Raw genomic sequence first — 25,903 nt, 5'->3', positions numbered from 1 at the left:
TTTTCGCTCTGAGGTTTGTTATAAGTCTTTTTATCGCCTGTCATTTAACAGCAACTAAATCCCTTCCTCAAAAAGACATAGCCGCACTCAAAACTAACAATATTCAATAGTGGTGTGGTTGTTGGGAAGATTTGTCTGTAACTAAAGTTCCGCCGATCTCTTTTCCACGAAAGGTGCAAAGTAAGCTGTTAAATCTTGGTAAAGTTCTTCTGTCCAAGGTAGTTCTGATATTGGCTGCAACTGTTCTTTTCTTGGATCTTTGGGTGCAATCGCGACGTCTATATTGCGATGCCCGATGTCGCTGGCCAGGACAAATAACTCTTCAGCAACCTCGTCTCCCATTGCTAAACACCCTATTGAGACAGCTTTACCATGGATAAAGATGTTAGTTCCCGGTTCACTTCGCCCTTCAGCTCTAGCATGTGTTAAATCAAAATCATTCGGATAGTTTAACTTCATTGATAAGTGGTAAGAGCTATTCGGATTTAAGTATTCAATCCGATAAATGCCTTCAGGAACCTGCATATCACCTTCACGCAATTTGGGGCCTGCAACTCCGCTTTGAGCGAGAACAGAGTATTTACGAATGAATACTGGGTTTGCTGCTGAGGTGTCCCATAACTCCAGTGTTGCTTCTTCTTTTATGGCTATCAGCGCCACAGAGCCAGGTGGATAACTTGAGCCAGCGGCTTCAAAATACGGAACCATTCGGTTTCGCGCTTCCTCGCCATAAGTCTGCACAACATCTTCTACAGTACGTGCTCCGGCAACTTTGATATACAAAGGATGCCAGTAAGCACGTCCGAAATTATAAATAAGGTAAATTCCAATAAGCGTGGCAACTAGAAAGATGAGAGAAAGAATGTGTTTCATTGGCGACCGAGCTGTGTGTATTTTTTTACTGTAGCTTAATCGTTTTGGGGTGACAAATATTAATCGTTAGAAGAAGACTTGTTTCGCTTGAGATATCCGGCAAGCTGTTTGGCGATACTGATGATTGAGCCAAAGACGCCAATGATCGCTGCGCTGACTAGAATGCCAATTTTGACTTGTCGGCTAAAGAGATCCCATTCGCCGAATTGCTCGGCAAATACAAATCCAATTATGACTACCGAAATGATGTAGCAGATAATGGTGATTTTAGGCAGTGCTTGAAACTTGACCATCTGTTACCTATAACCTAAATGGTTCCTAAACTGAAAAATTCACCAGCGGAAATAACGCCGAGGTGTTTTTGATCATCAATGACTCTTTCTTCGGCTCGCTCTACGAGTTCATAAAAAACATTGCGATGGATAAGGGCATATAGATTACGACGCACCATGATATAGGGAGATGGTTCGCCAGTTTTAGAGTCTTGTTCAACCCACAGAGGATTACCTTTGGTCAAGATTATCTGATTATCGCAGTTATCCTCGAAGCTGATAACAGGTCCTTCGACAGTGTCTTTAACTTGCATGCGAATAACCAGGAAGGGTGCATCTTCGACACGAATGCCCAGTTTTTCAACCGGAGTAACCAGGAAATATTTGTCGTCTTCTTTTTTGAGGACAGTTGAGAAGAGTTTAACCAGGCGTTGGCGGCCAATCGGTGACCCTTGATAATGCCAGCTGCCATCACGCTTGATGATCAGATCCATATCGCCGCAGAAATCAGGATCCCATTGCTCAACCGGCGGTAATGATTTGCCGTCGCTGGTTTTCTCGAGCTCGGCTAAAATTTGACCGAGATCTTTTTTGGATTGAGCTTCTTGATCAGAATCTGAGGCAGTCATATTAAGCGGCCATTCCTTTTTTAATCAGATACTTGTAAGGCAGCTGCTCAGTATCGCTACCAATCAGCTGATGTTCCATAAAAGTACAGAACTTGGGAATATCACGAGTAGTTGAAGGATCATCCGCTAATACTAATAACACCTGCCCATCCTCCATTTTACGGACATTGAGGCGCACCATCATCACAGGCTCAGGGCAGCGAAGGCCTAGTGCATCGAGTTTACGGTCGAATTGATCAAAGTTGAGCTGTGTCATAGTGTAGTAAAGCAATTGCTGTATGCTGAAATTGTGCGAATTTTAGACTTTTTCACCACTAACATGAAGTTAATACCACTTTAAATAGCAACAATATATCGATTTGTTAGTAAGGATTGATTTTAACTACTAAGATCGTTAGGTTAGTATTGTGAATACATTAATCATAAGGAGTTAGTAATGAACAAAGCGATTAATATCGGAATCAATGAAAACCATCGCGAAAAAATTGGTGATGGTTTATCACGTCTTTTAGCAGATACTTACACCCTATACCTGCAAACTCATAATTTCCACTGGAACGTCACTGGCCCATTCTTCCAGTCGCTGCATACCTTGTTCGAAACTCACTACACGGAGTTGGCTGTTGCGGTAGATGACATAGCAGAGCGTATTCGTGCTTTAGGTATTTTGTCTCCTGGCACCTATAAAGAGTTCGCCAAGTTAACCAGCATTAAAGAAGTTGAAGGTAATATCAGTGCCGAAGAAATGCTCGAGCGTCTGGTCGACAGTCATGAGACTGTGGTGAGAACCGCAAGAGAGATTTTATCCATCGCGCAAGAAGCCGATGACGAATCATCAGTCAGCTTGATATCAGACCGATTGGTGGTGCATGAAAAAACCGCCTGGATGCTACGTTCTCATTTGCAGAAGTAAGTTTGTAGAATTAAAAAAGGCGACCTTTGGGTCGCCTTTTTTAATATTTTGACTTAAGCAAAACTTGCCATTACCTGGTTACGCCCTTCATTTTTAGCTTTATACAACAATCGATCTGCTCGATTGACAACTAAATCCAAGGTTTCATCTTCCGGCAGGTATTCGGTCACACCAAAACTGGAGGTAACGGTGAGTCCGGGAGCGATATCTTCGAAATTATAGGTTTCAAAATATTCTCGCAGACGCTCGGCTATGTTGTAGGCAGCTTTGAGTTCGGTGTCAGGTAGTAAAATCAAAAACTCTTCGCCACCGATGCGACCTATAGTATCAGTCTCACGCAATACAGCTTCGCAAATATCACGAGTGGATTGAATCACTCTATCCCCGATATTGTGGCCAAAGCGATCATTAATACTCTTAAAGAAGTCTATATCGAACAATATGACACTGTAGGTTTTTCTTCCCGGGCCACTCGCCTTGTGCTGTAGTTCTAGCGTTCGGAAAACATGGCGACGATTGGGCATTTTGGTCAAATTGTCGGTGAAAGCCATTTGGTGATTGGCTTTAGCCAAATTGCGGTAGCGCAACATAATCCACAAGGCAATCGCTACTACTAAGAGTAATAGTAAGATGAGAACCCACAGTAGGTAGCTGTACTTACGGCTTTCCTCAACATATTGTGAATTAAGCTTATTCTCCTGCTCCAGCAGTTTGTTTTCGAAGACCAGACGCTCCTGATCAAGCTGTTCACGGGACAGGTTGGAAACATAGGTAAGGTTATCGTTGAACTGCTTACGATATTGGGTATAGGATTCATTCAATAATTCATAAGCTTGCTCAAAACTTCCATCTTCGACGAACAATTCACTTTCAAGGCGGTTAATGTAATGGGTGTCCTGACTGCCAAGTTGCTGTGCATGTTCTTTAGCTAAACTTAAATGCAGTTTAGCTTTGTCCAGCTGAGCCAGTTCCAGATAAATGCGAGTCAATTCCGTATGAATTTCAAAACTAAATAACTCTTCGCCTACCTCTTTATGCAATTTTTGCGAGGTCAAAATATGGTTGAGCGCGCTTTCGTAGTTTTCCTGATCAACCAATAAGCGCCCTTTGACTTGATGTGCATATGCCTTTAAGGATACATCATTGGTATCTTTGGCGATTTGGAACGATTTATCCAGATATGTATTGGCTTGTTCGAAATCTTCAGAAGCGCGATAGGAGTCTGCAAGGTTAACGTACAAATAAGTGTTCTGGGTGTATTGCGGATTAGCCTCCATAATTTCTATAGATTTTTTAAGATAGTCTATAGAGGAAGGATAGTCGTTTAACGAACCATAAAGAATGGCAAAAACGTTGTAGGTTTCAACTAATTGAAAAGGATCGTTACTCTCATAAGCGTGAGAAAGAGCCAGCTCCATTAACTCGAAAGCCTCTTGGTATCGATACAGATAAGAGTTGATATAGGCACGCTCTAGTACAATATCGCTCAGTTTATTATCCGGCCAAGATTCACGAACGTCACGATAAAGCGCATCAGCTGTATACTTTGCCTCTTTAAGATTACCTTCGGTCCGTAATACGAGCATCAAGACATAGTTGTACTCTTGATATAGTGATGGCTTATCGACGGTGTTAACGAAAGGCTTGGCAATATTAAGATGCTCACGTGCGCGCAGTGGCTCATTGGTATGAATATAATAATCCGCAGCTAAAACATTAGCTAAAGCTTCCGAGTGAGGATCCAGCTCATTTCGCAAAATAGATTGGACTTTAGTAAGAAATGATTCCTGACTACGTTCAGGAATTGTGAGCTTGCTCATGCTGTATAACTGGTTTTGTAAAGGTAGGTTATCAGCAGGCGCAGCCGCAAAGCTAAGTGCGCTTCCTAGCAATAGCAAAAATGCTAATGATTTCGTGAGGTTAACCACGTTATTCCTTTAATTTTTTATTTAGTCAGTGAGATTACTTTACCCTAAATTGATGCAAAAATGAACAATACTGTAATGCATATTTGCATTACAGTATTGCAAGATTGAAATAATCTATTATGGATGCTTATTCAAAGAAGAAAGCAGGACGCTTTACTTCTTTTGGAGCTACTTGATTCATGGTCTGGGCATCATAAAGACGACCATTCAACATAACCATATTAACCTTTTCGCTGTTTTTAAGGTTGATTAGAGGATCCGCGTCGAGGATGACTAAATCAGCCAGTTTGCCTTCTTTAATAGAGCCGATTTCATCAGCCATACCCAGGATTTTAGCGCCATCCATAGTGCCAGCTTCAAGTGCTTGATGAGGCGTCATACCGCCTTGCTCAAACATCCAAAGCTCCCAATGAGCTGCCAGGCCTTCACGCTGACCATGCGCACCGATACCCACTTTAACACCCAAGTCACGCAGTTCTGCAGTAACCGTAGCATTGTTGAAGTGATTGTAGTCCTCATCCGGCGCTGTGTAGCGACGTCGTGAAACAGGATCAAGGATTTCGCGTGGTACAAACTTGGTCAATAACGGATGATCAAAGACTTTGGTTTTGTCATACCAGTAACGCTCGCCCCAGATGCCGCCATAGGCAACGCCCAGTGTTGGCACATAAGAGGTTTGGCTCTGACTCCAAAGCTGCTTCACATCATCATAGATTTTTTCTACTGGGATTGAGTGCTCAATGGTGGTGTGGCCATCAATCACCATCGAAATGTTGTGCATGAACAAAGAGCCACCTTCAGGAACTACTAATAAACCAGTTTGACGGGCAGCTTCAAGAACCTGCTGGCGCTGATCGCGACGTGGCTGGTTGTAGCTCTTAACCGAGAAAGCACCAACTGCTTTCATGCGTTCAAGATGGCCAACGGCATCGTCCAGATTGTCCACTTCGGCAGTGATGAAGTGGTTCGCGCCATACAAAATTGTACCGGTCGAGAACAGGCGAGGTGCAGTAATCACACCGGCTTTCTGCATTTCGCTGGCCGAGAACACTGCTTCAGTATCGGCCGAAGGGTTATGCGTTGTCGTCACACCAAAGGCTAATGATGCCATGGCATTCCAGTTAGTTTGCGGCTGGATCTGGTCATTGGCATAAGGGCCGTGCCAGTGGACATCGACTAAACCAGGAATGATGGTTTTGCCAGCTACATCAATAGTTTTAGCACCCGATGGAATAGCAACGTCACCACGCTTACCAACCGCCTTGATGCGATTGTCTTCAACGATGACCACGCCATCTTCGATGACTTGCTCGCCTTCCATGGTGATGACTTTCGCACCAACTAAAGCAATGGAACTATCGGGCTTATCTGCTTCAACCGTAAAGTTGATGCGAGTTGCTTTCGCTTCAGGAGCTTCCGCATCTTCGTCAGTCTTAGCACTCAAGAACTCGAAACGATCGGTAAGTGCTTGTTGATATAAGTCCGGACCAAGTGACCATGCCAGTGATTTACTGTCTTCTGACCAGGCCAGGTTACTACCGGCAAATTTGGAGAACTTACGCACAGGAAGGTTATTTGCACCGGGGCCAGTATTGATTGCTTTACCGCTTTGCACAAATGGAGTGACATAAACCTGATAACGCTGGGTAAACGCTAACCATTGCTGGTCTGGCGATACCGTAAAGTCACTGATCCAGTTGCCTTCATAGTGCTCCTGCATTTCGTTGCCGCTTAAGTCAGTGCTGACTAACTTACTGCTATATGTCTCGCCACTTGGGGTAGTTTGCGAGAAGAATACGCGACTGGAACTACCCGCAAAGAATGGATTACTGCCACGTTTCGATAAAACATATTGCTTATCATCATCAAGATTAATGGCAATGATACCCGTATCTTGAGAATACAATGGGCTGGTCAAATAGCCGCCAGAAATGGCTTGAGCTACAACCGTTTCACCGTCCGGGCTCAAGCTAGGGTTGGTGTAATGACCGGGCTGCTCAGAAACGACTTTGCCGCTACCGCCACGCGAAGAGACGATACGGATTGTGCCGAGGGTCTTGTCATCCCAGGTGGTGTAAACAATCTTGCTGCCATCAGCTGAGAAGCGCGGGTAGAATTCAAAATGCTCGTCCTGACGGGTTAAACGCTTAGGCTTACCGTTCGGCAGGCTCATGCTGTAGATTTTACCCAAAGCCTGGAAAATCGCCTGATCGCCATCAGGAGAGACCTGCAACCAACGTAACATTTTTGCATTGAACTTAGCTTCATAAGCGGCATTCTTCTGAGTCACGGCCTGACGCATTTCGCGGCGGTCTTTAACCTCAAAAGGAATATTGGTCACTTCTTTGGAAGCAACATCAATTTTGTGTAACTTACCCTGCGCCCAGAACACGATTTCATCGCTATCCGGAGTCCAGGCAAAGTTCGGATAAACGCCGTGGATTGCCCAGGTTTCCTGCATATCGCGCTCTAAACCCTCGTAAATTGGGAATTCAGCACCGGTTTCACGGTCTTTCAGGAACAATGCACTTTGTGCACGAATGCGACGCACGAAAGCAATGAACTTACCGTCTGGCGAAGGGGTTGGGCGTACCGCACCACCCGGGCCATCAATCCAGGTTTCAATGTCACCAGTTTCGCGGTTAATCGCAAACACTTCATAAATCTGTTCATTCGAGTCTTTGCTGTACTCGAAATAAGAGCCCGGTGTGGAATCACGCGAGAATAAAACGTACTTGCCGTCTGGCGTAAAGGCTGGCTCGCCGAGGTCTTTCTGCTCATTCGGACGCTTGTTCAATTGAACGCCGCTACCGCCTGATTTGTGATACAACCAGATTTCGCCTGCACCTAAAGAACGAGTGCCGGTAAAGTGCTTACGCGCCGCGATATAGTTGCCATCGGGGCTCCACACAGGGTTGTTCAATAAACGGAAACTTTCTTTAGTGACCTGATACTGATCCGAACCATCGGAATCCATGACCCAGATATTGTCGCCGCCACCTTGATCCGTGGTAAACGCTAATTGCTGACCATTTGGCGAGAAACGTGGCTGCATATCCCACGCCATGCTATTAGTGATGTTAGTCGCCTTACCGCCGGACATTGGCATGGTGTAGATGTCACCCAACATATCAAAAGCGATGGTTTTGCCATCCGGGCTAACATCAAGATTCATCCAGGTGCCTTCATTGACCTGAATATCCGCAAAAATTGGAGTGCCGGGAGGGTTGTTCACATCCCACTTAGCCTTGTCCTCGTCTGCCGCCGTAGCTGAATTCGCCACAGTCCCCAAAGACAGCACCAACAGGCTGGATAAGATAGATAATTTCTTCATTGCCAGACTCTTTAGTTAATTAATGAAAATGACTCAACCTAGCAATATAGAGGGGCAAAAGCGAATAGGCAAAAGATCAGGGCAGTAAATTGTAAGAAAAGGTTAAATGAGGAGCTTTTATAGGATGGCTAAACCCATCCTATAACTAAAATTGCATTAAGGTTTACTTTCATCGCGCATTTCAGGGGTATCTTTACAAAGAGCGCAATGTTGCCCTCGTCTCGCCTGAAAGAATCGACTGGCGGTAAAAATAATAGCGGTAATCGGAGCCCAGATAGCACCCTGTGTTAAAGCGTAAGCAACGTCATCGTTCTTAAGATACTGAGCCACAGCAACAACAACAAACACGCCGATCAGAACCGCAAAGAATCGTTTAATCCAAAATGAGTAGCTCAAGATAATATCCTTGTTTGAAATATTCCACCGTAGTTACTAATAATATAGTGACCCGATACCAATCAGCAAAGTATTGAGCCGTTGAATTGTAAGGAAAGGTTAAATGAGGGGTAGATAAGTCTGCTCTTATAGGATGGGTTACGCATAAATGCTAACCCATCCTATGGTAAAAGCTTATAAATATTATTTACTAATCATTGTGATTCTAGGAGCTTTCGTTTTCTATCTTCTAAGTCGTCGTAACTTAAGTCAATAAAATTAACGTCGATACCCTCCGGAGCAATGGCCTGCAATCGTTCAACTTCAAACAAATGATGCATAAAAGCCCACTCTAGACTGATGAGTTTTAAGGTTTTGTCTGAGCGATTGACTTGAAACTGCATTTGTTCAGGTTCAATACTGGTTGGGATAGTTTGTTTTCCGTGGTACCCGATACTGCTGTACTTGGCTTCAATGATTAACTGAATATCTTTTTTACTGTTGGATATAACGACATTTCTATTGGGGCAGTAGCACTCAATGTAGATACTATTTGCACCGCCAAGCTGCACCGATTGCTGATGCGTACCTCTAATATCAAAGTTTTCAGCGGATGCTAAACCAACAGAGAGTATTAATAGAAATCCAATAAGAAGTTTCATATATTTCCTTTATGATGAGTAAATATTAGGGATATCTTTGAATCAATCCGCTGCTGCAAAATGCGCCATCTGATCATCATAAGCCTTTTTAAAGGTAGGGCGTGATGTTGCGCGCGCCACATAATCTCGACAGGAAGGAAACTCTGCAAGTCCATCAAATCGATCCACCAGACGTAACACGTCTGCCATTAGAATATCCGCAACTGAGAAATCACCAGCAAGCCAATCGCATTGAGATAAAATAGCTTCCATGTGCTTGAGTCGAGCACTCAGAAAGTTTTCCAAATGTTTGCGGCCAGGCGTTTCGGTGGTATCACCAGAAAATTTGTATAAGGACCACGGCAAGCTCGCCATTTCAACCGAGTTCAGCGCTGCAAATATCCACTGGATAACTTGGCTACGACTTTGAGAATCAGAAGGCATCAGATTGTAACTCTGCTCCGCCAGGTGCAACAGAATCGCGCCACTTTCGAATAAGGTAATATCGCTATCAGTTAGCTAGGGAACCTGCCCAAAAGGTTGACTCGAAAAATGTTCATCACCCCTATCCCGAAAAGGCACGCTGTTAACCTTATAAGACAAACCCGCTTCTTCCAACGCCCAACGCACACGAAGATCACGTATATAACCTCTTGGCATATCAGGGACCCAGTCAAAAGTGGTGAGAATAAGATCAGCCATTAATATATTCCTTAAACTAAAAATCATCCAGAATTCACAATTAATAATAAGTGCATTAAACCAAGAAGTGATAAAGCGCTCGGCGAGAATGTCGCAACAAGATGATGTATATTACAAGACATCTCATAAACTAAATAATCATAATGAACAAAACAATACTTCCTATATTGCTAATTATTTTAGTCGCTACAGTACCTAAAGTTTCATACGCCAAAGAAAGCACGTGTTATGGCACAACTTCTGCAGGTCGTCTTGAGGGAGGGGTACAATTACCTAAAAGTGGATCTAACTTTGTTGGCTATAGCGACATCGCGCACCTGGTTGGGCGAACCTATGTTCATTCTGAAGTAAAAGATATTGTTATTGACGCTTACAAATATTTAGAATTAGAGCGGCCTGCGAAAGTCTATAAATACGCTGAGACTGGCTGGGAAAAAGGCGGTGAATTTAAGCCACACAAAACCCACAGAAATGGATTGTCGGTCGATTTTATGACGCCAGTTATCAATGCTGAAGGTGAATCTGTGCATTTACACACAAACCCAGCCAACCGGTTTGGTTACGACATAGAGTTTGATAAAAATGGTAAATATAATAATCTAAAAATTGATTACGAAGCACTTGCCGCTCACATTGTTGCCCTGGATGAAGCAGCAAAAGCAAGAGGTCATAAATTATGGCGCGTAATATTTGACCCTGAACTACAAGCAGGTTTATTTGAAACCCAGTTTGGCGATTACATCAAAAAGAATATAAAGCTATCGAATAGAAGATCATGGGTACGTCACGATGAACATTACCATGTGGATTTCGAAATACCTTGTAAAAAGTAAGCGACTAATAAGTCACCACACGAAAACTCTCAACCCAAATTAATTCGCAAGCTCCATTGCCGGTATCGTTACGTGTTTGTGAGGTGGGCCAGTACCAACCGTCTTCCTTTGATCTCGCATTTACCAAGCTGCCAGATAATTCGATAATATCCCCTTTACGAACATTATCAATGGCATAGGCAACATAGTCATTAGCAGGAATAAGATGCATATTGGCACTTTGGGTTTCTATTTCGCGTCGGGGTATCGGGAAGGATTCGACACGCCAACGATAAAATCTACCAGATTGTGAAATATTGATTTGTTCGAGAATGCTTTCATCAGACATCTTGCCCCAGCCCAAAGCTAAATCCACAGGTGAAAGATCGGCGCCACGATCAAAGTGGTAGTCTTCTCTCGACAGGACTTTTGCGGTTAGGCTAAAGCTCGCAACTTTAGTGATGGTAAAGTTTTCGAACTCGAAATTAACTGCTGGGTCGATTGCTTCCTGAATAGGTTCATCGGGCGCCATGACTCCGGGGCCGTATGAAACCACGCCCGAATAGTTAAGCAACTTCCAGCCAATGACCACAGCTAATAATACAAGAATCAGTTGATACATGCTGAAGCCATGTGCTGGAGTAGGTTGCGCGGGGTGGCCCATAGGTTACTCTTGCTCACCACACAGCAGCTTAAGAAGATAATGGCGAGCAATGAAGAGTAAAACAAACACGATAAGATAACCGGCCAGAATACCGAACCAGTTAGAGAACATATTGGATTTGCGTTCGTAATAGCTCTTTAGATTATACTCTTGCGGGCCAACATAGATGATCTTTAACTCGGTGGCGTCCTGATAGTTTTCTTCAAAAATGTCTTCCGGTATCTCAAGGTTAAGCTGTTGCGTAGAGCCGTCGACCATTAATGCTAAATCGACAGAATAATCGGTATATTTGCCATCTTCGAGAATTTGAATTGAATCAACAACCTCAGCAGCAACTTCTTGATTATTGGCCAGAATAGAACGCGCTTGATTCGCATTAGTGTAATAGTTAAAGACTGAAACCGAAACAAAACCAATAAAAATTAACCACATCAGAAGCGTTGCAACTTTCCATTGCTTGGGATGATTCTTCTTACAGAGCTCTTCGAAAGAGGGTTTATCCAGATCAAAATCTTCAACATCTTTTAATTCTTCGCTTAATTTTTTACTCATTGTGTCCTCAGTTAAATTTTATTGATTGGTGTTAGTATTGTGGGCCAAAAAGATGGGTTAAGGTTTGTGAGTGTCCCAAACGCCAAAACTAGGTGCGACGTAGGCGTCACCTGTATTTACTTGTTATATTTTCTCCCCGACTCTAATCCCATAGCTTTGGCTATCAAGCTTTACACGAAAAATTGGAGTGTTTGGGAACGATTGCTGCATTATTTCAATGAGACCAATTTCATTTTGTTCAGAGATTTTATCTCCAAAATATATGGCTTCAATAGAGTTTTGGGATATTTCTTTTAAACCTGCAGATGTGCTTAATATTCTGCATTCGCACTCATGCTCCCATTGCTCATGCTTGAATTGTAATGCTTTCAGATACGCAATATTGTCTTTATGTACCAGCGAAAATAGATCTACCTCATAAGGCTGTGTTACATAATTGACTTTTGTATATGAGAACTTATCTTCTGAATTTAATTCTCTGAGTGATCTATAAAGCTCCTTTGCATTGTATTTTATACAAAACCCTTTGAAACCATCAGCATACAGAGACCACATGATCATATTGGCGATATGAGAGCGTTCATCGTTTGGTATATCAGCAGACGTTGAATATATGCCTAAATTTCTAGTGTGTTCTATTGCTGAGTTGTGTTCTTTTTTGGCTTGCTCAAGAACTATTTCAAGGAATCCGTCTGGATTTTCAAGGTATCTCTGAAGAACAATATTTTGAGCATGGCTTTTTTCTAGGTTTTCTTCATCACATAACATTTCTGTCATGTAATTTACACACTTTGTGATGAGATCTGTTCGATCAGTTGGGTAGATTGTTTTCGTTACACCTTCAAATGGATCATTCAATGATTCTTGTGTTGAAAGCCATATTTTTCTATTGAGTAACGCCTTTTTGGAATGATCAGTAACTTTATGAAACTTATATATGTAATCGAAGTTCACTCGATACTCCGTTGAAAATGTAATATTTTTTATACGAATAGATTCGTAAGACTTTATTATCATTGCTCTGTTGATACAAGTGTCGATTTTAGGGTTACCACGGGCACTTCCTTTGGTCGTATTTCGAGGATCAAGGGATGACCGCAGGGAATGCCCTTGGGTGCCTCAATACCGCCATATCGGCTATATCACAGATAAAACCGGTACTGGTTGGGTGATTATTACGCCGCTTTTGTTTGATAATGATATTTTGTATAACTAAGCGTTCACTGACTTTTTCATGGAGGACGTATGAAACCAAAATTTGAGCCAGGGCGTAATATGGCGATGAAGGTGCCGGCGCATGAGTATGATAAGACTGTGGCGTTTTATCGTGATGTGTTGGGTTTTGAGCTGATACCGCTTGATAATGATGAGACGACGGATACGATTCGTTTTAAGTTTGGCGATAAGGTGTTGTGGATTGATAGGGTGGAGACGGTGAGTCAGGGGGAAATCTGGTTAGAGGTTGTGACTGATGATCTTGATGCGGCGACTGAGTACTTTCAGCAAAGCGAGGTGGTGCGTTGCGATGAGATCGAGCCTTTGCCTGAGGGCTTTAAGGGCTTCTGGATTTCAAGTCCGTCCAATATTATTCACTTGGTCACTAATTCGGATTAATATAAGGGCTAGTATAAGGCTAAGCGAAACAAAGGAGATACGGATATGTTGAATGTTAAAGTTGATGCGGATCGTGGGTTGGTCATTTTAGAGCCGGACGGTGCTTTGACTGATAATGACTTTCGACTCGCTGCGCAGTTGATTGATCCGGTAATTGAAAAAGCAGGTTCATTGGCAGGTATTATCATCAGAACCCGGTCATTTCCTGGCTGGAATTCTTTTGCTGCTTTGGTATCGCATCTTCGTTTTGTTCGGGAACATCATAAAAGTGTTAAACGAATTGCGTTTGTCACTGACTCGCCTGTCGGTTCTTTTGCCCAAGCAATTGGCAATCACTTTATCAGTGCACAGATAAGACACTTTACGTTTGATGAGTTTGAAGCAGCCAGGCGTTGGATATTGTTTGGGGAATAAGCTGGTTTGTGATTGAGTAAATCGTTGTATTTACGATGGAATTTTTTAAGGCTTTAAGAGTCGATAGTATTCGGGTAATCAATTAACTAATAAATAAAGAAGGAAATAACAAGATGAAGACAATAATAGCAGCCCTCATATTATGCTTTGCCTGTACGGGATATGCTGGAGAAAAAGGTTCGATAGGTTTTTCTGGGGATGTCGCTGTAGATGGTTTTTTTAATCCTGAGATTGCTTCCTTTAAAGTAAAAGAAGTCTACGCGGATTCGCCAGCTGAGAAAGCTGGGCTTATGGCAGGAGATGAGGTATTAGCTATTGAGGATTGTGAAATTCCGGGTTGTGATACTGATGATGCTCAGGAGTTAATGGAAAGAGCGCCCGGTGAGGAGTTAAGGTTGAAAGTGAAAACTAAGGAAGGTGAAGAAAAAGATATTGTCATTAAGGTTGGAGAGCCAAAGTAGTGACTTTCGGCAAGATTAAAAAGCCCGGTAGATTTACTGGGCTTTTTCAATTATTGGAGTCCTCTTTGAACGCTACTTGTTTTCAACATGCCGCGCAAAGTTATCTAGAATGCTTTGCCAGCCCTGCTTCTGGAATTCGGAGTCATGTTGCTCCTCTGCATCAAAGGTTTCTGTGACGGTTATTCTACTCTCTGTTTGTTTGAAATCAATTGTTACCTGGCGATCATCATCCATGACATATTCAATGTGATTGGGTTTGTCGACTTTGGTGTAAGTTCCTGCAAAATCAAAACCCATACTGCCGTCTTTGGCTTCCATCCGTGATGTGAATTTCCCGCCCTCGCGTAGATCAACCATGCTTTGTGTGGTGTGCCAGTCTTCGGAAGCGGTGTTCCATTGTTTGATGTCGTTTGGATTGTTCCAACAGTTCCATACGGTATTGAGATCAGCATTTACTGTGGTTGATATTGTTATTTTCATGAAGTTTGCAATCCTCTGCAGTATTAAAGATAGATAAGTTTACCCGATAAAAAAGAGAAAATGGGTAGAAGAAGTTCGAAGTTTTGGGCAATCACTTGTAAAAAGCTGAACCAAGTCGTACATTCTTAGACTCTTCTTGCTGTTCTCAAAATTTTAATGGTGTTGTCGTGATTTCTAAACTTCCTCGTTGGGTTGAGTTTGGCGCGTTTATTTTGGCCTTTGTCGCCGGTTATGTTAATGCGGTGGGGTTATTAGGTTTTGAGCATCAGTCAGTGTCGCATTTATCGGGTACAGCAACCCTGCTTGGCACTGAGTTAATCAGCTCTTCTGCACAGAATGTGCTGCATCTTGTCGCAGTTCTGGTCAGTTTTTTCCTGGGAGCGGGACTTTCCGGGTTCATCTTGCATGGTAGTACCTTACGGCTTGGTCGACATTACGATACGGCGTTATATCTCGAGTGCATCTTGTTACTTAGTGCGTTGGTACTACTCAATGATGGCGCAATTGCTGGTCATTATTTGGCGTCAGCGGCCTGTGGGTTACAAAATGCATTGGCCACAACCTACAGCGGAGCCATTGTACGAACCACTCATGTAACAGGGATTTTTACCGATTTGGGGATCATGTTTGGAGCAAAGCTTCGAGGTGAGTCATTTGATAAGCGAAAAGCCATTTTATTTCTGATTATCATTACAGGATTTGTTGTTGGTGGCGTCATTGGTGCTGTGTTATTCGACCACCTGGTTTTTAATGCACTGATCATTCCCAGTGCGATTGTCCTGGTTTTAGGGGTTGGCTATCGAATTTATAACGTGAAGAGAGCTTCTAAAAAAGTAGAGTCTTAAGCGTCTCTCGGTAGCATTACTGTCACGCAGTGAATCAGTTTCTGCGTTTTTTTATCGATTGTGCTGGTGTCGGTTTTGTAAGGGTTGCTGAGTTGGTCGATGGCCCAGTCGATATGTTCTTGTACCATTTCATTGGCGTCTTCGTATTTGGCTTTAAGCGGCTCAATCATCGCAGGCTGCTTGGAGTTGCCAATAGCGACGGCAAGGTTGCGCAACCAGTTCTGGTAGCCGATGCGGCGTATTGGACTCCCCTGAAAATTATCAAGAAATTCTTGTTCATCCCAGCCCCATAAGGTTTCGAGTGAAATAGTATGCAGGTTATGGCGTGGCGAAAAGTCATCTATCTGTGTCTGTTTCGAATAGCGATTCCAGGGGCAGGCCAGCTGGCAGTCGTCGCAGCCATAGATTCTATTACCCATTAAAGGCCGAAGTTCTTCGGGGATAGCTCCCTGATTCTCAATAGTCAGATAAGAAATGCAGCGCCGCGCATCAATCTTACGGTCATCCAGAATGGCATTGGTTGGGCAGAGTGTGATGCAGGAAGTGCAGCCACCACACATATCTTCGCCGGGCTCATCCACTGGTAGCGGCAGGTTGATGAAGATTTCACCGAGGAAAAACCAGGAGCCTGCATCTTTATTGATAATCAGCGTGTGTTTGCCTTTCCAGCCCAGCCCAGACTTTTCGGCGAAGGCGGTTTCAAGAACTGGGGCGCTATCGACGAATACCCGATAATCAATATCCAGCTCATCATTTAATGTCGACTTTAATTCTTCGATCACTTGCTGCAGGCGTTTACGCATCAATTTGTGATAATCGCGGCCCAGTGCATAACGTGAAATATTGGCAATCGATTTATCTTTGAGTGGTGTCGTGAAGCTGGCGTTGTCATTGAGGTAGTCAAAGCGCAGAGAGAGAACACGACAGCTATTGGGGTGCAGCTCGGCAGGATTTTGGCGCAATTCCTGATTACGCTCAAGAAACGACATGCAGCCATGATAGCCATCATCAACCCATTGCTTGAAGCGCTCGAAATAACCGCTGGTGTTGGTATCGGAGACGCGCAGATCCTGAAAGCCATGCTGTTTGGCCAGCTTAACCGCCGTTTGTTTGATCTGTTCGAGTTGTTGGTCGGTTAAGGGCATTTCAGGAGGTTTAGAATTTACCATGTCCACATGGTAACGCTATTCCTTTGGCAATAACATAAAGTCGAAGGCCATTTGCAGGTCGGCTTCGCTACAATCGAAGCAGGCGCCTTTGGGTGGCATTCCTTTGTAGCCTTCAACCATGCTAGTCATCATGGCTTCCTGTCCTTTGTCGAGTCGCGGTTGCCATTGTTCCATATCGCCGCGCATGGGTGCGCCGCCGTGGCCGCGTTCATGGCAGCTGAAACAGGATTGGTAGTAAATGCTTTCGCCGGTGCGCTCTTGCGGTTCCGAGGTGCAGCCAGATAGTAAGCTGGCGAACAGGATGATGGTCAATAAAAGTAGGCTTTTCATGGGCGGGCTATTGGGTGCTCTTAATCAGGGCTATAAACGACAGGCACAAAAAAGCCGATCACTTGGATCGGCTTTCACGACAAATCTTAGTTGCTGTTTTCTAAGATGTAATCAACCGTTGCTTTGATTTCATCATCTGAACAGGTTGCACAAGTACCTTTAGGAGGCATGGCGTTGAAGCCGTCGATAGCGTGTGAGTAAACCGTATCAATGCCTTTTTCCATGCGAGCATTCCAGTCAGCAGCATCACCAATTTTAGGTGCGCCCGCTGCGCCAGTGGTGTGGCAGGCCATGCAGTTAGTGTTGTAGATTTGCTCGCCAGAACGTGCAGCTGAAGAACCACCACCTGCGGCTGCTGGAGCTGCATTAGCTACTTGTGGCACTTCATCACCTTCAACATAAACGCTGTGAACAGGCTTCAAGCGTTCTTCGACATTGTGATCACTCATGTGTTTTGCCGTAGCGATACCAGCAAAACCGGCAATGCTGAAGCTGGCGATAAAAACTAATACGTTTTTGAAATTGGTCATGACATCTCTCTCTAATATATGCCTGTTCGCCCAGCTCGGCATGAGTCGAGGGCTTTACGTGGCGCAGATTATAACGGTTATTGACCGACGATCAAATAGTCAGAATGCTATCAGCGCAAAAAATAGGCGGAATTATCGGCAAACGAGCATAGGTTTTTAGGGGTAAATCAGGCAAACTAGCGCAAAAGCTCTGAGATGGGGGATGCATGGGATTCTTGAAACGAACAGCGCTGGAGATGCTTGGCGAGGCTTTGGTCAATAAAATACCCTTCAATCGCCATATCGGCCTCGAATATGAGAGCGTCGGTGACGAGGAATGTGTTATCAAGTTTGATATGAAACCCGAGTTAGTAGGTAATTACTTTCATGGTATTCTCCATGGTGGAGTTATTTCTTCGGCGTTGGATATGGTCGGCGGCACTATGGCTGCGGTGGGCATATTGAATGACAACCCAGCAACCCACTTACCACAGTTAAAAACTAAGCTGGCAAAATTAAGCACTATAGACATTCGTGTGGATTATCTACGTCCCGGCCGGGGCGAGCAGTTTTTTGCAAAGGCGCAACTTCTAAGAGCTGGCCGCAAGGTGGCGGTGGTGCGTATGGAGCTGGAAAATAATGAAGGTTCTTTAATTGCGGTGGCGACTGGCACTTATATGGTCGGCTAACCCCCTTAATATTAAAAAGACAATAGAGTGTAAGCATGCAAAATATTAATCGCGCGGGATACATTTACGGCATTTTGGCATTTGTTATCTGGGGGCTTGCGCCAATCTATTTTAAGGCTCTTGAAGGTGTTTCCGCACTTGAGATTCTGGCGCACCGAGTTGCCTGGTCAGTTCCGGTGGTATTGCTGATCATGTGGGCGATTAAGCGTCCTTTTCCCAAAAATATCCTGCAAGATAAGAAGACCATCTCCATTCTTATCATCACTTCTATCTTAATTTCTGGCAACTGGCTTGCCTTTACCTGGGCGGTGACCAATGAGCGGGTGCTGGAAACCAGTCTTGGCTACTTTATTAATCCATTATTTAGCGTTGCGTTGGGCATTGCCTTTTTGAAGGAGAAGCTGACAACTTGGAGCAAGATTGCCTTGATTTTAGCGACGTTAGGCGTAGTTTACCGAATTATATCGTTAGGAAGCCTGCCTTGGGTCTCCTTATGGCTGGCTTTTTCGTTTGGTTTATATGGTTTGTTACGTAAGCAGGTCAATATCGGGCCATTGCAGGGTTTGTTGGTTGAAACCTTGATCGTGTTGCCGATTACCGCTGGTTACATCCTTTACTTGTGGTACACCGAAACCGGTGCTTTCCTACACACTTCAGTTTCCATTGACTGGCTGTTGCTGGCTGGCGGTATTATTACTACCGTACCATTAGCTTTGTTTTCCGCTGGCGCCAGACTGCTACCGCTGAACACCATTGGTTTTATGCAATACCTTGCTCCATCATTAACTTTCTTGTTGGCGGTGTTTGTATTCAAAGAACATTTCAATACAGACTTATTGATCACCTTTGCTCTGATCTGGGCAGGCTTAATCGTGTATACCATCGGCGTTGTGCGACAGCAGAACCGAAAAAGACTGGACAGAAAGGCAGCAGCAAAGCTGGTGGAAAATGAACTGAAAGAAAAGTGAGTAGAAAAAGTGTGTAAAACCAATAACTTTTTGTGCTAAGCCGTAGAAGAGAATCATATTGGTGACGCAGCGAATTATGATAAATTGAATAGGCTGCTCATTCATTAATGGTACAAACGGAGTTTGTATGACCTTTGAAGTCATGTTCATTTTTGCGCTAGTTCTGGCGGTGTTTATCGCTTTTATCTGGGAGAAATACCCGCCCGAAGTTATAGCCTTGGCATCATCAGCCATCTTGATGGTGGTGGGTATTCTGGATACTGGGGAGTTTTTATCAGTATTTAGCAGTAGTGCGCCGATGACTATTGCCATGATGTTTATTATCAGTGCTTCGTTAGAGCGCACCGGGGTCTTGCAGATCATCAGCAATATCCTCAAACGTAGTGCAAAAGGCTCCTATCTTCGTTCAATATTGGTCATCATGTTTTTCAGCATGATTTCGTCAGCTTTCATGAATAATACGCCGATTGTCATCATGCTGACGCCGGTGGTCATTTCATTGGCGGCCAGTATTAATATGGCACCTTCCAAGTTATTGATCCCCTTATCTTTTGCTTCAATCTTCGGGGGGACATTAACGTTAGTCGGAACCTCTACTAATATCTTGATGAGTACTGTGGCAACCGAACATGGCCAGCCAGAAATTGGTATGTTCGAAATGACTCTGCCGGCTCTATTTTTTGTGGCGGTGGGCTTCACCTATATGATGCTGGTAAGCCGTTTTCTATTACCCGACCGATACTCTCTTGCTAATATCGTTGGCAGTCAGCCAGAGCGAAAGTTTATTGCTGAAATTCTGATTCCGGCAGACTCGGACCATATTGGTAAGCCTGTAAAAGACTTCTCCTTGCCCGTTCAAGGGGCCAGAGTTATCGACATGGTTCGGCGAAATATATCGGTCAGGCGAAGAATGAATGACCTGAAAATTAAGGGTGGTGATCGTTTCATTTTGAAAACTGATGCCAGCGAGCTGTTAAGTTTGAAAGAAGATGGTCAGGTTGAGTTTAGTTCATCATTGCCGCAGGGATTTGAACCAGTGACTGCCAGCGAGTCTTTGCTGATGGAAGCCAGTATCAACGAAAAGTCTCGATTACTCGGACGCCGATTGGTTGATTTAGGCCTGGCGCGAAAATACGGGGTCTATGTGATCGCTATTCACCGAAATGACGAGAATTTGAATGAGGATTTTGAAAGTATCAAATTAAAGTTTGGTGATACCCTTTTACTTGAGGGACCAGCAGAAGGGATCAAGCGTTTGCTGGAAGATGGAAACATTATCAACTTAACCGAGCCGCAAGACAGGCCTATCCGACGCAGCAAGGCTCCTATCGCTTTCATTACTATTATTGGCATCATGGTGCTTGCAGCAATGAAAGTACTACCTATTGCTGGATTGGCCATTATTGGTGCGACTATTGTCATGGTGACGCGTTGCGTTGATCCTGATGAAGCTTTTGATGCGATTGACTGGCGTATTCTGTTTTTGATTTTTGGGATGCTAGGCCTCAGTCTGGGTATGGAAAAAACGGGTGCTGCTGAGTTGCTGGTTAATGGAGTGGTTGGTATTACCGATGGTATCGGCCCAGTGGGGTTATTATTTACGGTATATGTTTTGACATCACTATTGACGGAAATGATCAGTAATAACGCGGTAGCGGTTTTGATTGGCCCGCTGGTTATCGCGCTGGCTGAGCAATTGGGGCTCGACCCGAGACCTTTTATTATGGCTGTGATGTTTGCTGCGAGCGCTAGCTTTGCAACGCCGATTGGCTATCAAACCAATACCTTCGTTTACGGCGCTGGCGGTTATAAATTTAAAGACTTCCTAAAGATCGGTATTCCGTTGAATATTATTTTTGCACTGTTAGCGACCGCGGTCATTCCGCTCTTTTTTCCTTTCTAGATTAGGGTCAACAATAGAGGTTGCCAAGCTGATTAGAGTTTCACCTTGGCAACTTTAATCACACCGTTGGCATCGTATTCACGATCAAAAACGCAGTAATAATCACTCATCAGTGGCAATCCCATAATCGACATATCAGGCCAGTTTTTCAGCTGATCCATAACCATGAAATAGGCGCGACCATGTTCCAGCGCATTGATTTGCCAATAGTTGTCAGGGGTACAGCTCATGCGAATTTTTTCACCATAAGGACTAAGGAAATAAAAGTGAACCTCAGGCCATTGGTTTAGATCCAAATCGGTAGGGAAGTAGCCTTTTCCAGCCTGATTGGCGTTCTGGAAGCGTTCGATATGACGAATGAAATCAACATTTAGATCAATCAACTCATCCATTAATTCTTGATATAAATAACGTTGCAAGACCAGAAAGCTGGAGCCGCAGTCAATGATGCTATTGGAGCGACCTTTACTGCGGTAATTCGTTTGAATGGGTGGCGCAGCAATTTCACGCCCATTGCCCACCTGCATCGAAATGAGTTTGGTGTTGTAGTAGCTGTCATGCACAACGTCTATTGTTTCCAGATTGCCGTGGTAAAGTTCGCGATGGACTTCACCTGCTCCAAGAATTAACAGCCCCTGATTTAATGGGTCGGCATGCAAGTGTTCATCGGTATAGGTAGGGTCGGCAACATGCACAATTGAGCGCTTGGTATAAAGTGCAAATTTGTTTTTACTGATTTTCTCTTCTTCGAGTTGAGTAAAAAAGGCTTTGGGGTACAGTCCTGGATATTGCTTTAACTGTTTGCGAAATTGTCGAATGCCACTTTTGCTCGATTCAACCTCAAATGGCCAAGGATAGGTGTGGGCTGGATCTTGATTTCGCTCAAAGAAATATTCCGTAAGGTCATGAGCACGATTCAGTTCTCGGTAGCCAAGACCCAAGATGCCATCGGCTCCGTAGAAGTTATCCTGCTGCTCGGTTTTTATGACAGCGATGTGAGCGTCTTTTAGCAACATGCGCTGACTGCCGTGCTCCAACGACAAGTGTGTTTCGACTATGGGCCCGGCCCAGCCACCCGCGCCATAAGTGATGGCTTGTGCCAGTGGCGTTGGCTTCAGGTAAAAGTCACTCGCATGATCATAGGCTTTGGTTTCGACGGCAATGGTGCTACTACCGGTATCCAACAGCAAATGGGCAACTTCCTGGTTGCAGCCAATCTGAATGGGCGCACAATAGCCGCCCTTGGCAGGCACTATGGTAATCGGTAGTTTCATCGTATCCTTGGGCATTATTATGGTTCCTTGTCTTTTATGAATAGAAAACTAACTAAAGCAGGTAAAAAAAGAGCCTCAAATGAGGCTCATGTTTAAGTATCTTTACTATTTACAATTAACCAAATAAAAACGCAACTACTAAAGTATTGGAAAGCACCGGTTAACGACATGCTACCAGCCTGTGTCTGCCACATTTGCATCAAGGCTCCACCAAAGACGGCAAAATAACCAAACCAGACCAGAATGCCAATGCTGGCTCCGATTAGTGCATACTTTTTTGCGTGGTTAAATGTCATGGCATCTGCTAGTCGAGATGACCACAGATCCCAGGCGCCTTTAAGTAAGACCAGTCCCGCTAATATTTCTGTAGCAATAATTAATATCACCACACACCACACCAGAAAGCTGGCTTCGATAGTCGGCATAAACGAATCTGGGTAGACGGTATGTTCCTGCATCGATAAGACATAGGCGATAGCTTGATAACAGGCATCAAGATTGGCGATATTCTGGAATGCGTAAATCAAACACATGAGTGCTAACAGCAAAACGAACAGACACTTAAAGTGACGAATAGTCATGACTCCCTCCATTATTGTTATGGTTAAAATATAACCAGTTGAGTGAGTATATGAAAAGTTTGGCAGAATCGCCAGCAATGATAATGGTGAAGAAGTGGTGAAGAGAAGGTGCTGTTTTAAGGCAGGTGAAGCAGAAAAGCGAGCAATAGCATCAGCTATCACTCGCTTATTTCAGGGGTTAAAAGGTCCAGCGGAATCCTGCGGTCAAGGAGCGGCCAGCACGTGGCGCTCTGTCTTTCAGGAAAGAAGCATGATCACGGATTTCTGCATCAGCCAGGTTCTGCCCGCGTAGGAACAGGAACAGTTCTGAATCATCAAAGAAGACGTTATAGCCTAAATCAAGATTAATCAGAGTGTAACCATCGGTTGGTAGTTCATCTTCTGCTAAACGATCCTGATCGAACACTTTAATCGCTGTAATATTACTAGTGAACATGTCGTAATCAAGGCCTATCGAACCACCAAAACGCTTGGCGGGAATACGTGGCAAGTAAGAGCCATCATCCAATTTCGCTACCGTGTAGTCACCGAATAAACCTGTACGCACAACAGCTAAACCGTCAGTAGCCAGTGTCCAGTTGATCTCAGCTTCAGCACCCTCAAAGGTGGCGTCTGCTTGTTGATACTTAAACACTGGGAACTCTTCGTGGTCATGCACTTCGCCAGGAGCTGGCTCATGCTCTTCATGGGCTAAGAAAATATAGTCATTGATTCGGTTGTGGAACATCGCTACGGAAGCGCTAACGACATCAGAGTTGTAGCGAACGCCAATATCAATATTATTAGCAGTTTCTTTGCTTAGGTTTGGATTACCCACTTCGATAGTCGCAGTCGCAAGATGAGGCACATAATTGGCTTCATCATTACCAGCATTAGAATAAAGTTCTTCAACAGCAGCTATACGTTGCGCGCGAGTGATATTAATTGGCAAGGTCCAATGTTCATCAATATGCAACAATGAGCCGAAGGCAAAACTGAAAGCATTATCATCACGTTGACCGAACAGATCGGTAGTAATGGTTTGCTTGTCATAGCGAGCGCCAAGTTCTGTGTGCCATTGGCCTACTTCATATTCTTCCAGCCAGAAAAGACCGAGTTTTTCGGTATTGGAAGCGGGGATATAAGCCTCGTCGCCAAGTGTCACAAAGTCGCTGTCAGAATATTGCAGACCAAAAGCACCCTGCCAGCCACTCCAGGCATCATGTACCAGTTCCAGCCTGGTTTCCTGAGCATCGTTTAAGAAGGTGGTGCCGATTTCGGCGCCTTCAATTTCCTGGTGTTGGTAATCGGTACTGGCAAAATGAAGATTCAGACTTTTGAAGCCATCAAAGGGAGTGTTCCAGCGTCCCTTCATATCCCAGCGTTTTTTATGCAGGTCGAGACGAACAGCTTCTTCACCATGCTCTTCTTCGTGCTCACCTTCTTCATCATGATGCTCAGCATGGCCTGGTAAGCCATAGTTTCTTTTGTAGTCAGAATATGAAACGCCCCAGTAGCCTGCATCAGTAATGTAGGAGAAACCGACGCTGCCGCCTTCGCTGTCAGTGTCGCTATTTTCCAAGATACCTGACGCTTCTTCGTCATGTCCTGCTTCGCCTTCGGCTTCTTCCTGCTCACGCAAATAATAAGACTCAGCAAAACCGGGAATTTCTAGCTCATCAGTTTCCGATTTAAAGGCATCAATATTGAATGCAAGACCACCATTGGCGGTTGAGAAAGTCCCTACGGTACTGCGTTCACCAGTGGCGGAATCGCCCATTCGGACTTCAACGCCCCCTTCAATGCCGTCCGGTAGTTCTGTTGGGATGCGGTTATCCACAACGTTAACCGCACCGCCGACTGCGCCACCGCCATACAGCAGTGTGGCTGGCCCTTTTAGTATTTCTACACGCTTGGCGAGCAACGGCTCGGCAGAAATCCAGTGATCCGGACTGGCATTGGAAGCATCCTGAGTGGTGCTGTTGTTGCTTAGAACCGTGACTCGGTTACCTTGTTGGCCACGAATTACTGGGCGACCAGCGCCAGCACCAAAGCTGGAAAGATTAACGCCAGGCACTTCCGCCAGCGTTTCACCAATGTTTATGCCGCGTTTTTGGGTCAGCTCATCACCGCTGACAATCACAGCCGGAGCTGCCATCTCAAGAATGGTGTGTTCCAGTGGATTACCGGTAATAACCAGAGTCTGAGTGTCGGAATAATCAACGGTAACAGTTAGGCTCTCACCCGTGTGCTGGACCGCTTTGTTAATATGGCCCTGTTTACCGCCTTTGATGTCGAGGACATATCGGCCGGTTTCCAGATCGGAAAATTCAAAGCGACCATTTTCATCGGTAGTCGCCGATTGATTATGGGAAGAGATAAAAACTTCAACATTAGCCAGAGGCTTTCCTTCGCTATCCTGAAGAACACCAGATAATGTTGAGTTGTCAGCAGCTTGTGCCTGTTGGCTTAAAGCCGCAGATAATAGTAATGCTATAGCAGAATATTTCATGCTTATGATTCCTCATTCGAACAGACCAGCGTCTATTCGGTTAATACGCAAATAAATTAAAAGAAAATTGAGAAATTAAGCAGAAACTGGAGGGGCGCGGCCACGGTAGCCTGTTCGTGGACAGGAGTGAGTTACAGGTGTTGGCCAAGCTAGAGTATGCTCCGCAATCAAGGAAGGAGACGGCACCACGAGTTGCACAGAGCTGCTGTGACTATCTTTAAACGGTTGATAGAGACAGATCGCACAATCGCTGGCGTCATGATCGGGAGCTTTAGCATGAGCAACACCTACCAGCGCCATGCCTAGCAAAGCGACTATCAGTAGTATGTGTTTAATGGATTTGCTCATGTGTTTCGACTCCTCTTACAGAGGGCTAATATACTAAAGACCTTATAACTTATAGGCAATACAAGAATCACGGATTAATGTTACAAATAGTGATCGAAAACAGGTAGCATGAAGCCAAGAACCCGATCTCAG

General features: G+C 44.3%; 28 protein-coding genes and 1 pseudogene. 9 read left to right on the top strand and 20 right to left on the bottom strand.

From position 1 onward, the window contains the following. Positions 1-141: 141 nt before the first annotated feature. From KKOR_RS12735 to tusA, 4 genes are read right to left on the bottom strand one after another with little or no spacing between them, the layout of a single operon-like run. Positions 142-873, bottom strand: a complete 732-nt coding sequence (locus KKOR_RS12735) for a L,D-transpeptidase family protein (protein WP_015781549.1) — start codon at positions 871-873, stop codon at positions 142-144. A gap of 59 nt (positions 874-932) precedes the next feature. Continuing rightward, the gene (locus tag KKOR_RS12730) at positions 933-1,166 is read right to left on the bottom strand and encodes a hypothetical protein (protein ID WP_015781548.1); all 234 of its coding nucleotides are present in this window, start codon (positions 1,164-1,166) and stop codon (positions 933-935) included. A 14-nt stretch (positions 1,167-1,180) separates the two neighbouring features. Beyond that, positions 1,181-1,774, bottom strand: coding sequence for a DUF1285 domain-containing protein (locus KKOR_RS12725; RefSeq protein WP_015781547.1), 594 nt, complete (start codon positions 1,772-1,774; stop codon positions 1,181-1,183). A gap of 1 nt (position 1,775) precedes the next feature. Further along, the gene (tusA, locus tag KKOR_RS12720; protein WP_015781546.1) at positions 1,776-2,030 is read right to left on the bottom strand and encodes a sulfurtransferase TusA; all 255 of its coding nucleotides are present in this window, start codon (positions 2,028-2,030) and stop codon (positions 1,776-1,778) included. A gap of 180 nt (positions 2,031-2,210) precedes the next feature. On the opposite strand from tusA, the gene KKOR_RS12715 reads away from it, so the two are divergent. Further along, positions 2,211-2,687, top strand: coding sequence for a Dps family protein (locus KKOR_RS12715; RefSeq protein ID WP_015781545.1), 477 nt, complete (start codon positions 2,211-2,213; stop codon positions 2,685-2,687). Between the two features lie 53 nt (positions 2,688-2,740). On the opposite strand, the gene KKOR_RS12710 is transcribed toward KKOR_RS12715, so the two are convergent. From KKOR_RS12710 to KKOR_RS13805, 5 genes and pseudogenes are all read right to left on the bottom strand, one after another. Then, positions 2,741-4,615: a tetratricopeptide repeat-containing diguanylate cyclase gene (locus KKOR_RS12710; RefSeq protein WP_015781544.1), complete on the bottom strand. Its 1,875-nt coding sequence runs from the start codon at positions 4,613-4,615 to the stop codon at positions 2,741-2,743. A gap of 127 nt (positions 4,616-4,742) precedes the next feature. After that, the gene (locus tag KKOR_RS12705) at positions 4,743-7,949 is read right to left on the bottom strand and encodes an amidohydrolase family protein (RefSeq protein ID WP_015781543.1); all 3,207 of its coding nucleotides are present in this window, start codon (positions 7,947-7,949) and stop codon (positions 4,743-4,745) included. A 156-nt stretch (positions 7,950-8,105) separates the two neighbouring features. Beyond that, positions 8,106-8,345, bottom strand: coding sequence for a hypothetical protein (locus tag KKOR_RS12700; protein WP_015781542.1), 240 nt, complete (start codon positions 8,343-8,345; stop codon positions 8,106-8,108). Between the two features lie 194 nt (positions 8,346-8,539). Continuing rightward, entirely contained in the window at positions 8,540-8,986 is a 447-nt protein-coding gene (locus KKOR_RS12695) for a hypothetical protein (RefSeq protein WP_015781541.1), read from the bottom strand. A gap of 42 nt (positions 8,987-9,028) precedes the next feature. Next, positions 9,029-9,667, bottom strand: a pseudogene (locus tag KKOR_RS13805) (glutathione S-transferase family protein). Between the two features lie 143 nt (positions 9,668-9,810). Between KKOR_RS13805 and KKOR_RS12685 the strand changes: the two are divergent. Further along, on the top strand, positions 9,811-10,500 hold the full coding sequence (locus KKOR_RS12685) for a penicillin-insensitive murein endopeptidase (RefSeq protein WP_015781540.1): 690 nt from the start codon (positions 9,811-9,813) through the stop codon (positions 10,498-10,500). Positions 10,501-10,504: 4 nt separating this feature from the next. Here the strand turns inward: KKOR_RS12685 and KKOR_RS12680 are convergent, their stop codons facing one another. The 3 genes from KKOR_RS12680 to KKOR_RS12670 all read right to left on the bottom strand — a co-directional run bounded on the left by KKOR_RS12680 (position 10,505) and on the right by KKOR_RS12670 (position 12,649). Next, on the bottom strand, positions 10,505-11,143 hold the full coding sequence (locus KKOR_RS12680; protein ID WP_015781539.1) for a hypothetical protein: 639 nt from the start codon (positions 11,141-11,143) through the stop codon (positions 10,505-10,507). A 3-nt stretch (positions 11,144-11,146) separates the two neighbouring features. Continuing rightward, positions 11,147-11,695 carry a hypothetical protein gene (locus KKOR_RS12675; RefSeq protein ID WP_015781538.1) on the bottom strand — a complete coding sequence of 183 codons (549 nt, stop codon included), beginning with the start codon at positions 11,693-11,695 and terminating at the stop codon, positions 11,147-11,149. Between the two features lie 123 nt (positions 11,696-11,818). After that, entirely contained in the window at positions 11,819-12,649 is an 831-nt protein-coding gene (locus KKOR_RS12670; RefSeq protein ID WP_015781537.1) for a DUF2971 domain-containing protein, read from the bottom strand. 291 nt (positions 12,650-12,940) lie between these two features. Between KKOR_RS12670 and KKOR_RS12665 the strand changes: the two genes are divergently transcribed. The 3 genes from KKOR_RS12665 (at position 12,941) to KKOR_RS12655 (ending at position 14,184) form a co-directional block, all read left to right on the top strand. Further along, the gene (locus KKOR_RS12665; protein WP_015781536.1) at positions 12,941-13,309 is read left to right on the top strand and encodes a VOC family protein; all 369 of its coding nucleotides are present in this window, start codon (positions 12,941-12,943) and stop codon (positions 13,307-13,309) included. A gap of 45 nt (positions 13,310-13,354) precedes the next feature. Beyond that, the gene (locus tag KKOR_RS12660) at positions 13,355-13,723 is read left to right on the top strand and encodes a SpoIIAA family protein (RefSeq protein ID WP_015781535.1); all 369 of its coding nucleotides are present in this window, start codon (positions 13,355-13,357) and stop codon (positions 13,721-13,723) included. A gap of 113 nt (positions 13,724-13,836) precedes the next feature. After that, positions 13,837-14,184 carry a PDZ domain-containing protein gene (locus KKOR_RS12655; protein ID WP_015781534.1) on the top strand — a complete coding sequence of 116 codons (348 nt, stop codon included), beginning with the start codon at positions 13,837-13,839 and terminating at the stop codon, positions 14,182-14,184. A 72-nt stretch (positions 14,185-14,256) separates the two neighbouring features. Here the strand turns inward: KKOR_RS12655 and KKOR_RS12650 are convergent, their stop codons facing one another. After that, positions 14,257-14,664: an SRPBCC domain-containing protein gene (locus tag KKOR_RS12650; RefSeq protein ID WP_015781533.1), complete on the bottom strand. Its 408-nt coding sequence runs from the start codon at positions 14,662-14,664 to the stop codon at positions 14,257-14,259. A 167-nt stretch (positions 14,665-14,831) separates the two neighbouring features. Between KKOR_RS12650 and KKOR_RS12645 the strand changes: the two genes are divergently transcribed. After that, positions 14,832-15,509 (top strand): YoaK family protein, encoded by a 678-nt coding sequence (locus tag KKOR_RS12645; RefSeq protein ID WP_015781532.1) that lies wholly within the window; start codon positions 14,832-14,834, stop codon positions 15,507-15,509. Here the strand turns inward: KKOR_RS12645 and queG are convergent. The 3 genes from queG to KKOR_RS12630 all read right to left on the bottom strand — a co-directional run bounded on the left by queG (position 15,506) and on the right by KKOR_RS12630 (position 17,538). Continuing rightward, complete coding sequence (gene queG, locus KKOR_RS12640; protein WP_015781531.1) at positions 15,506-16,678, bottom strand: tRNA epoxyqueuosine(34) reductase QueG; 1,173 nt, start codon at positions 16,676-16,678, stop codon at positions 15,506-15,508. The genes KKOR_RS12645 and queG overlap by 4 nt on opposite strands. Positions 16,679-16,693: 15 nt before the next feature. Continuing rightward, the gene (locus tag KKOR_RS12635; protein ID WP_015781530.1) at positions 16,694-17,008 is read right to left on the bottom strand and encodes a c-type cytochrome; all 315 of its coding nucleotides are present in this window, start codon (positions 17,006-17,008) and stop codon (positions 16,694-16,696) included. Positions 17,009-17,094: 86 nt separating this feature from the next. Beyond that, positions 17,095-17,538, bottom strand: a complete 444-nt coding sequence (locus tag KKOR_RS12630; RefSeq protein WP_015781529.1) for a c-type cytochrome — start codon at positions 17,536-17,538, stop codon at positions 17,095-17,097. Between the two features lie 206 nt (positions 17,539-17,744). Between KKOR_RS12630 and KKOR_RS12625 the strand changes: the two genes are divergently transcribed. From KKOR_RS12625 to KKOR_RS12615, 3 genes are all read left to right on the top strand, one after another. Next, positions 17,745-18,206 carry a thioesterase family protein gene (locus tag KKOR_RS12625; RefSeq protein WP_015781528.1) on the top strand — a complete coding sequence of 154 codons (462 nt, stop codon included), beginning with the start codon at positions 17,745-17,747 and terminating at the stop codon, positions 18,204-18,206. Between the two features lie 35 nt (positions 18,207-18,241). Further along, positions 18,242-19,174, top strand: a complete 933-nt coding sequence (gene rarD / locus KKOR_RS12620) for an EamA family transporter RarD (protein WP_015781527.1) — start codon at positions 18,242-18,244, stop codon at positions 19,172-19,174. Positions 19,175-19,301: 127 nt separating this feature from the next. After that, positions 19,302-21,077, top strand: a complete 1,776-nt coding sequence (locus tag KKOR_RS12615; RefSeq protein WP_015781526.1) for an SLC13 family permease — start codon at positions 19,302-19,304, stop codon at positions 21,075-21,077. 32 nt (positions 21,078-21,109) lie between these two features. Here the strand turns inward: KKOR_RS12615 and KKOR_RS12610 are convergent, their stop codons facing one another. From KKOR_RS12610 to KKOR_RS12595, 4 genes are all read right to left on the bottom strand, one after another. Next, entirely contained in the window at positions 21,110-22,351 is a 1,242-nt protein-coding gene (locus tag KKOR_RS12610; RefSeq protein WP_228638648.1) for a pepsin-like aspartic protease, read from the bottom strand. Between the two features lie 92 nt (positions 22,352-22,443). Next, the gene (locus tag KKOR_RS12605) at positions 22,444-22,932 is read right to left on the bottom strand and encodes a DUF2165 family protein (RefSeq protein WP_015781524.1); all 489 of its coding nucleotides are present in this window, start codon (positions 22,930-22,932) and stop codon (positions 22,444-22,446) included. A gap of 178 nt (positions 22,933-23,110) precedes the next feature. Further along, the gene (locus KKOR_RS12600; protein ID WP_015781523.1) at positions 23,111-25,423 is read right to left on the bottom strand and encodes a TonB-dependent receptor; all 2,313 of its coding nucleotides are present in this window, start codon (positions 25,421-25,423) and stop codon (positions 23,111-23,113) included. Positions 25,424-25,498: 75 nt separating this feature from the next. Next, on the bottom strand, positions 25,499-25,771 hold the full coding sequence (locus KKOR_RS12595) for a hypothetical protein (protein WP_015781522.1): 273 nt from the start codon (positions 25,769-25,771) through the stop codon (positions 25,499-25,501). Positions 25,772-25,903 lie beyond the last annotated feature (132 nt).

This window comes from Kangiella koreensis DSM 16069 (assembly GCF_000024085.1).
Classification (GTDB): Bacteria; Pseudomonadota; Gammaproteobacteria; order Enterobacterales; family Kangiellaceae; genus Kangiella; species Kangiella koreensis.
The sequence above is the reverse complement of the archived record's forward strand: the minus strand, read 5'-3'. Positions and strand labels throughout refer to the sequence as shown.

What these genes read in the sequence shown, in the direction of transcription:
- KKOR_RS12605 (WP_015781524.1), bottom strand. Translation starts at nt 22,932, where the DNA reads ATGACTATTCGTCACTTTAAGTGTCTGTTCGTTTTGCTGTTAGCACTC.
- KKOR_RS12725 (WP_015781547.1), bottom strand. Translation starts at nt 1,774, where the DNA reads ATGACTGCCTCAGATTCTGATCAAGAAGCTCAATCCAAAAAAGATCTC.
- KKOR_RS12675 (WP_015781538.1), bottom strand. Translation starts at nt 11,695, where the DNA reads ATGAGTAAAAAATTAAGCGAAGAATTAAAAGATGTTGAAGATTTTGAT.
- KKOR_RS12695 (WP_015781541.1), bottom strand. Translation starts at nt 8,986, where the DNA reads ATGAAACTTCTTATTGGATTTCTATTAATACTCTCTGTTGGTTTAGCA.
- KKOR_RS12595 (WP_015781522.1), bottom strand. Translation starts at nt 25,771, where the DNA reads ATGAGCAAATCCATTAAACACATACTACTGATAGTCGCTTTGCTAGGC.
- KKOR_RS12610 (WP_228638648.1), bottom strand. Translation starts at nt 22,351, where the DNA reads ATGAAACTACCGATTACCATAGTGCCTGCCAAGGGCGGCTATTGTGCG.
- KKOR_RS12730 (WP_015781548.1), bottom strand. Translation starts at nt 1,166, where the DNA reads ATGGTCAAGTTTCAAGCACTGCCTAAAATCACCATTATCTGCTACATC.
- rarD (WP_015781527.1), top strand. Translation starts at nt 18,242, where the DNA reads ATGCAAAATATTAATCGCGCGGGATACATTTACGGCATTTTGGCATTT.
- KKOR_RS12715 (WP_015781545.1), top strand. Translation starts at nt 2,211, where the DNA reads ATGAACAAAGCGATTAATATCGGAATCAATGAAAACCATCGCGAAAAA.
- queG (WP_015781531.1), bottom strand. Translation starts at nt 16,678, where the DNA reads ATGGTAAATTCTAAACCTCCTGAAATGCCCTTAACCGACCAACAACTC.
- KKOR_RS12635 (WP_015781530.1), bottom strand. Translation starts at nt 17,008, where the DNA reads ATGAAAAGCCTACTTTTATTGACCATCATCCTGTTCGCCAGCTTACTA.
- KKOR_RS12615 (WP_015781526.1), top strand. Translation starts at nt 19,302, where the DNA reads ATGACCTTTGAAGTCATGTTCATTTTTGCGCTAGTTCTGGCGGTGTTT.
- KKOR_RS12630 (WP_015781529.1), bottom strand. Translation starts at nt 17,538, where the DNA reads ATGACCAATTTCAAAAACGTATTAGTTTTTATCGCCAGCTTCAGCATT.
- KKOR_RS12680 (WP_015781539.1), bottom strand. Translation starts at nt 11,143, where the DNA reads ATGGGCCACCCCGCGCAACCTACTCCAGCACATGGCTTCAGCATGTAT.
- KKOR_RS12625 (WP_015781528.1), top strand. Translation starts at nt 17,745, where the DNA reads ATGGGATTCTTGAAACGAACAGCGCTGGAGATGCTTGGCGAGGCTTTG.
- KKOR_RS12685 (WP_015781540.1), top strand. Translation starts at nt 9,811, where the DNA reads ATGAACAAAACAATACTTCCTATATTGCTAATTATTTTAGTCGCTACA.
- KKOR_RS12665 (WP_015781536.1), top strand. Translation starts at nt 12,941, where the DNA reads ATGAAACCAAAATTTGAGCCAGGGCGTAATATGGCGATGAAGGTGCCG.
- KKOR_RS12660 (WP_015781535.1), top strand. Translation starts at nt 13,355, where the DNA reads ATGTTGAATGTTAAAGTTGATGCGGATCGTGGGTTGGTCATTTTAGAG.
- KKOR_RS12600 (WP_015781523.1), bottom strand. Translation starts at nt 25,423, where the DNA reads ATGAAATATTCTGCTATAGCATTACTATTATCTGCGGCTTTAAGCCAA.
- KKOR_RS12655 (WP_015781534.1), top strand. Translation starts at nt 13,837, where the DNA reads ATGAAGACAATAATAGCAGCCCTCATATTATGCTTTGCCTGTACGGGA.
- KKOR_RS12650 (WP_015781533.1), bottom strand. Translation starts at nt 14,664, where the DNA reads ATGAAAATAACAATATCAACCACAGTAAATGCTGATCTCAATACCGTA.
- KKOR_RS12705 (WP_015781543.1), bottom strand. Translation starts at nt 7,949, where the DNA reads ATGAAGAAATTATCTATCTTATCCAGCCTGTTGGTGCTGTCTTTGGGG.
- tusA (WP_015781546.1), bottom strand. Translation starts at nt 2,030, where the DNA reads ATGACACAGCTCAACTTTGATCAATTCGACCGTAAACTCGATGCACTA.
- KKOR_RS12735 (WP_015781549.1), bottom strand. Translation starts at nt 873, where the DNA reads ATGAAACACATTCTTTCTCTCATCTTTCTAGTTGCCACGCTTATTGGA.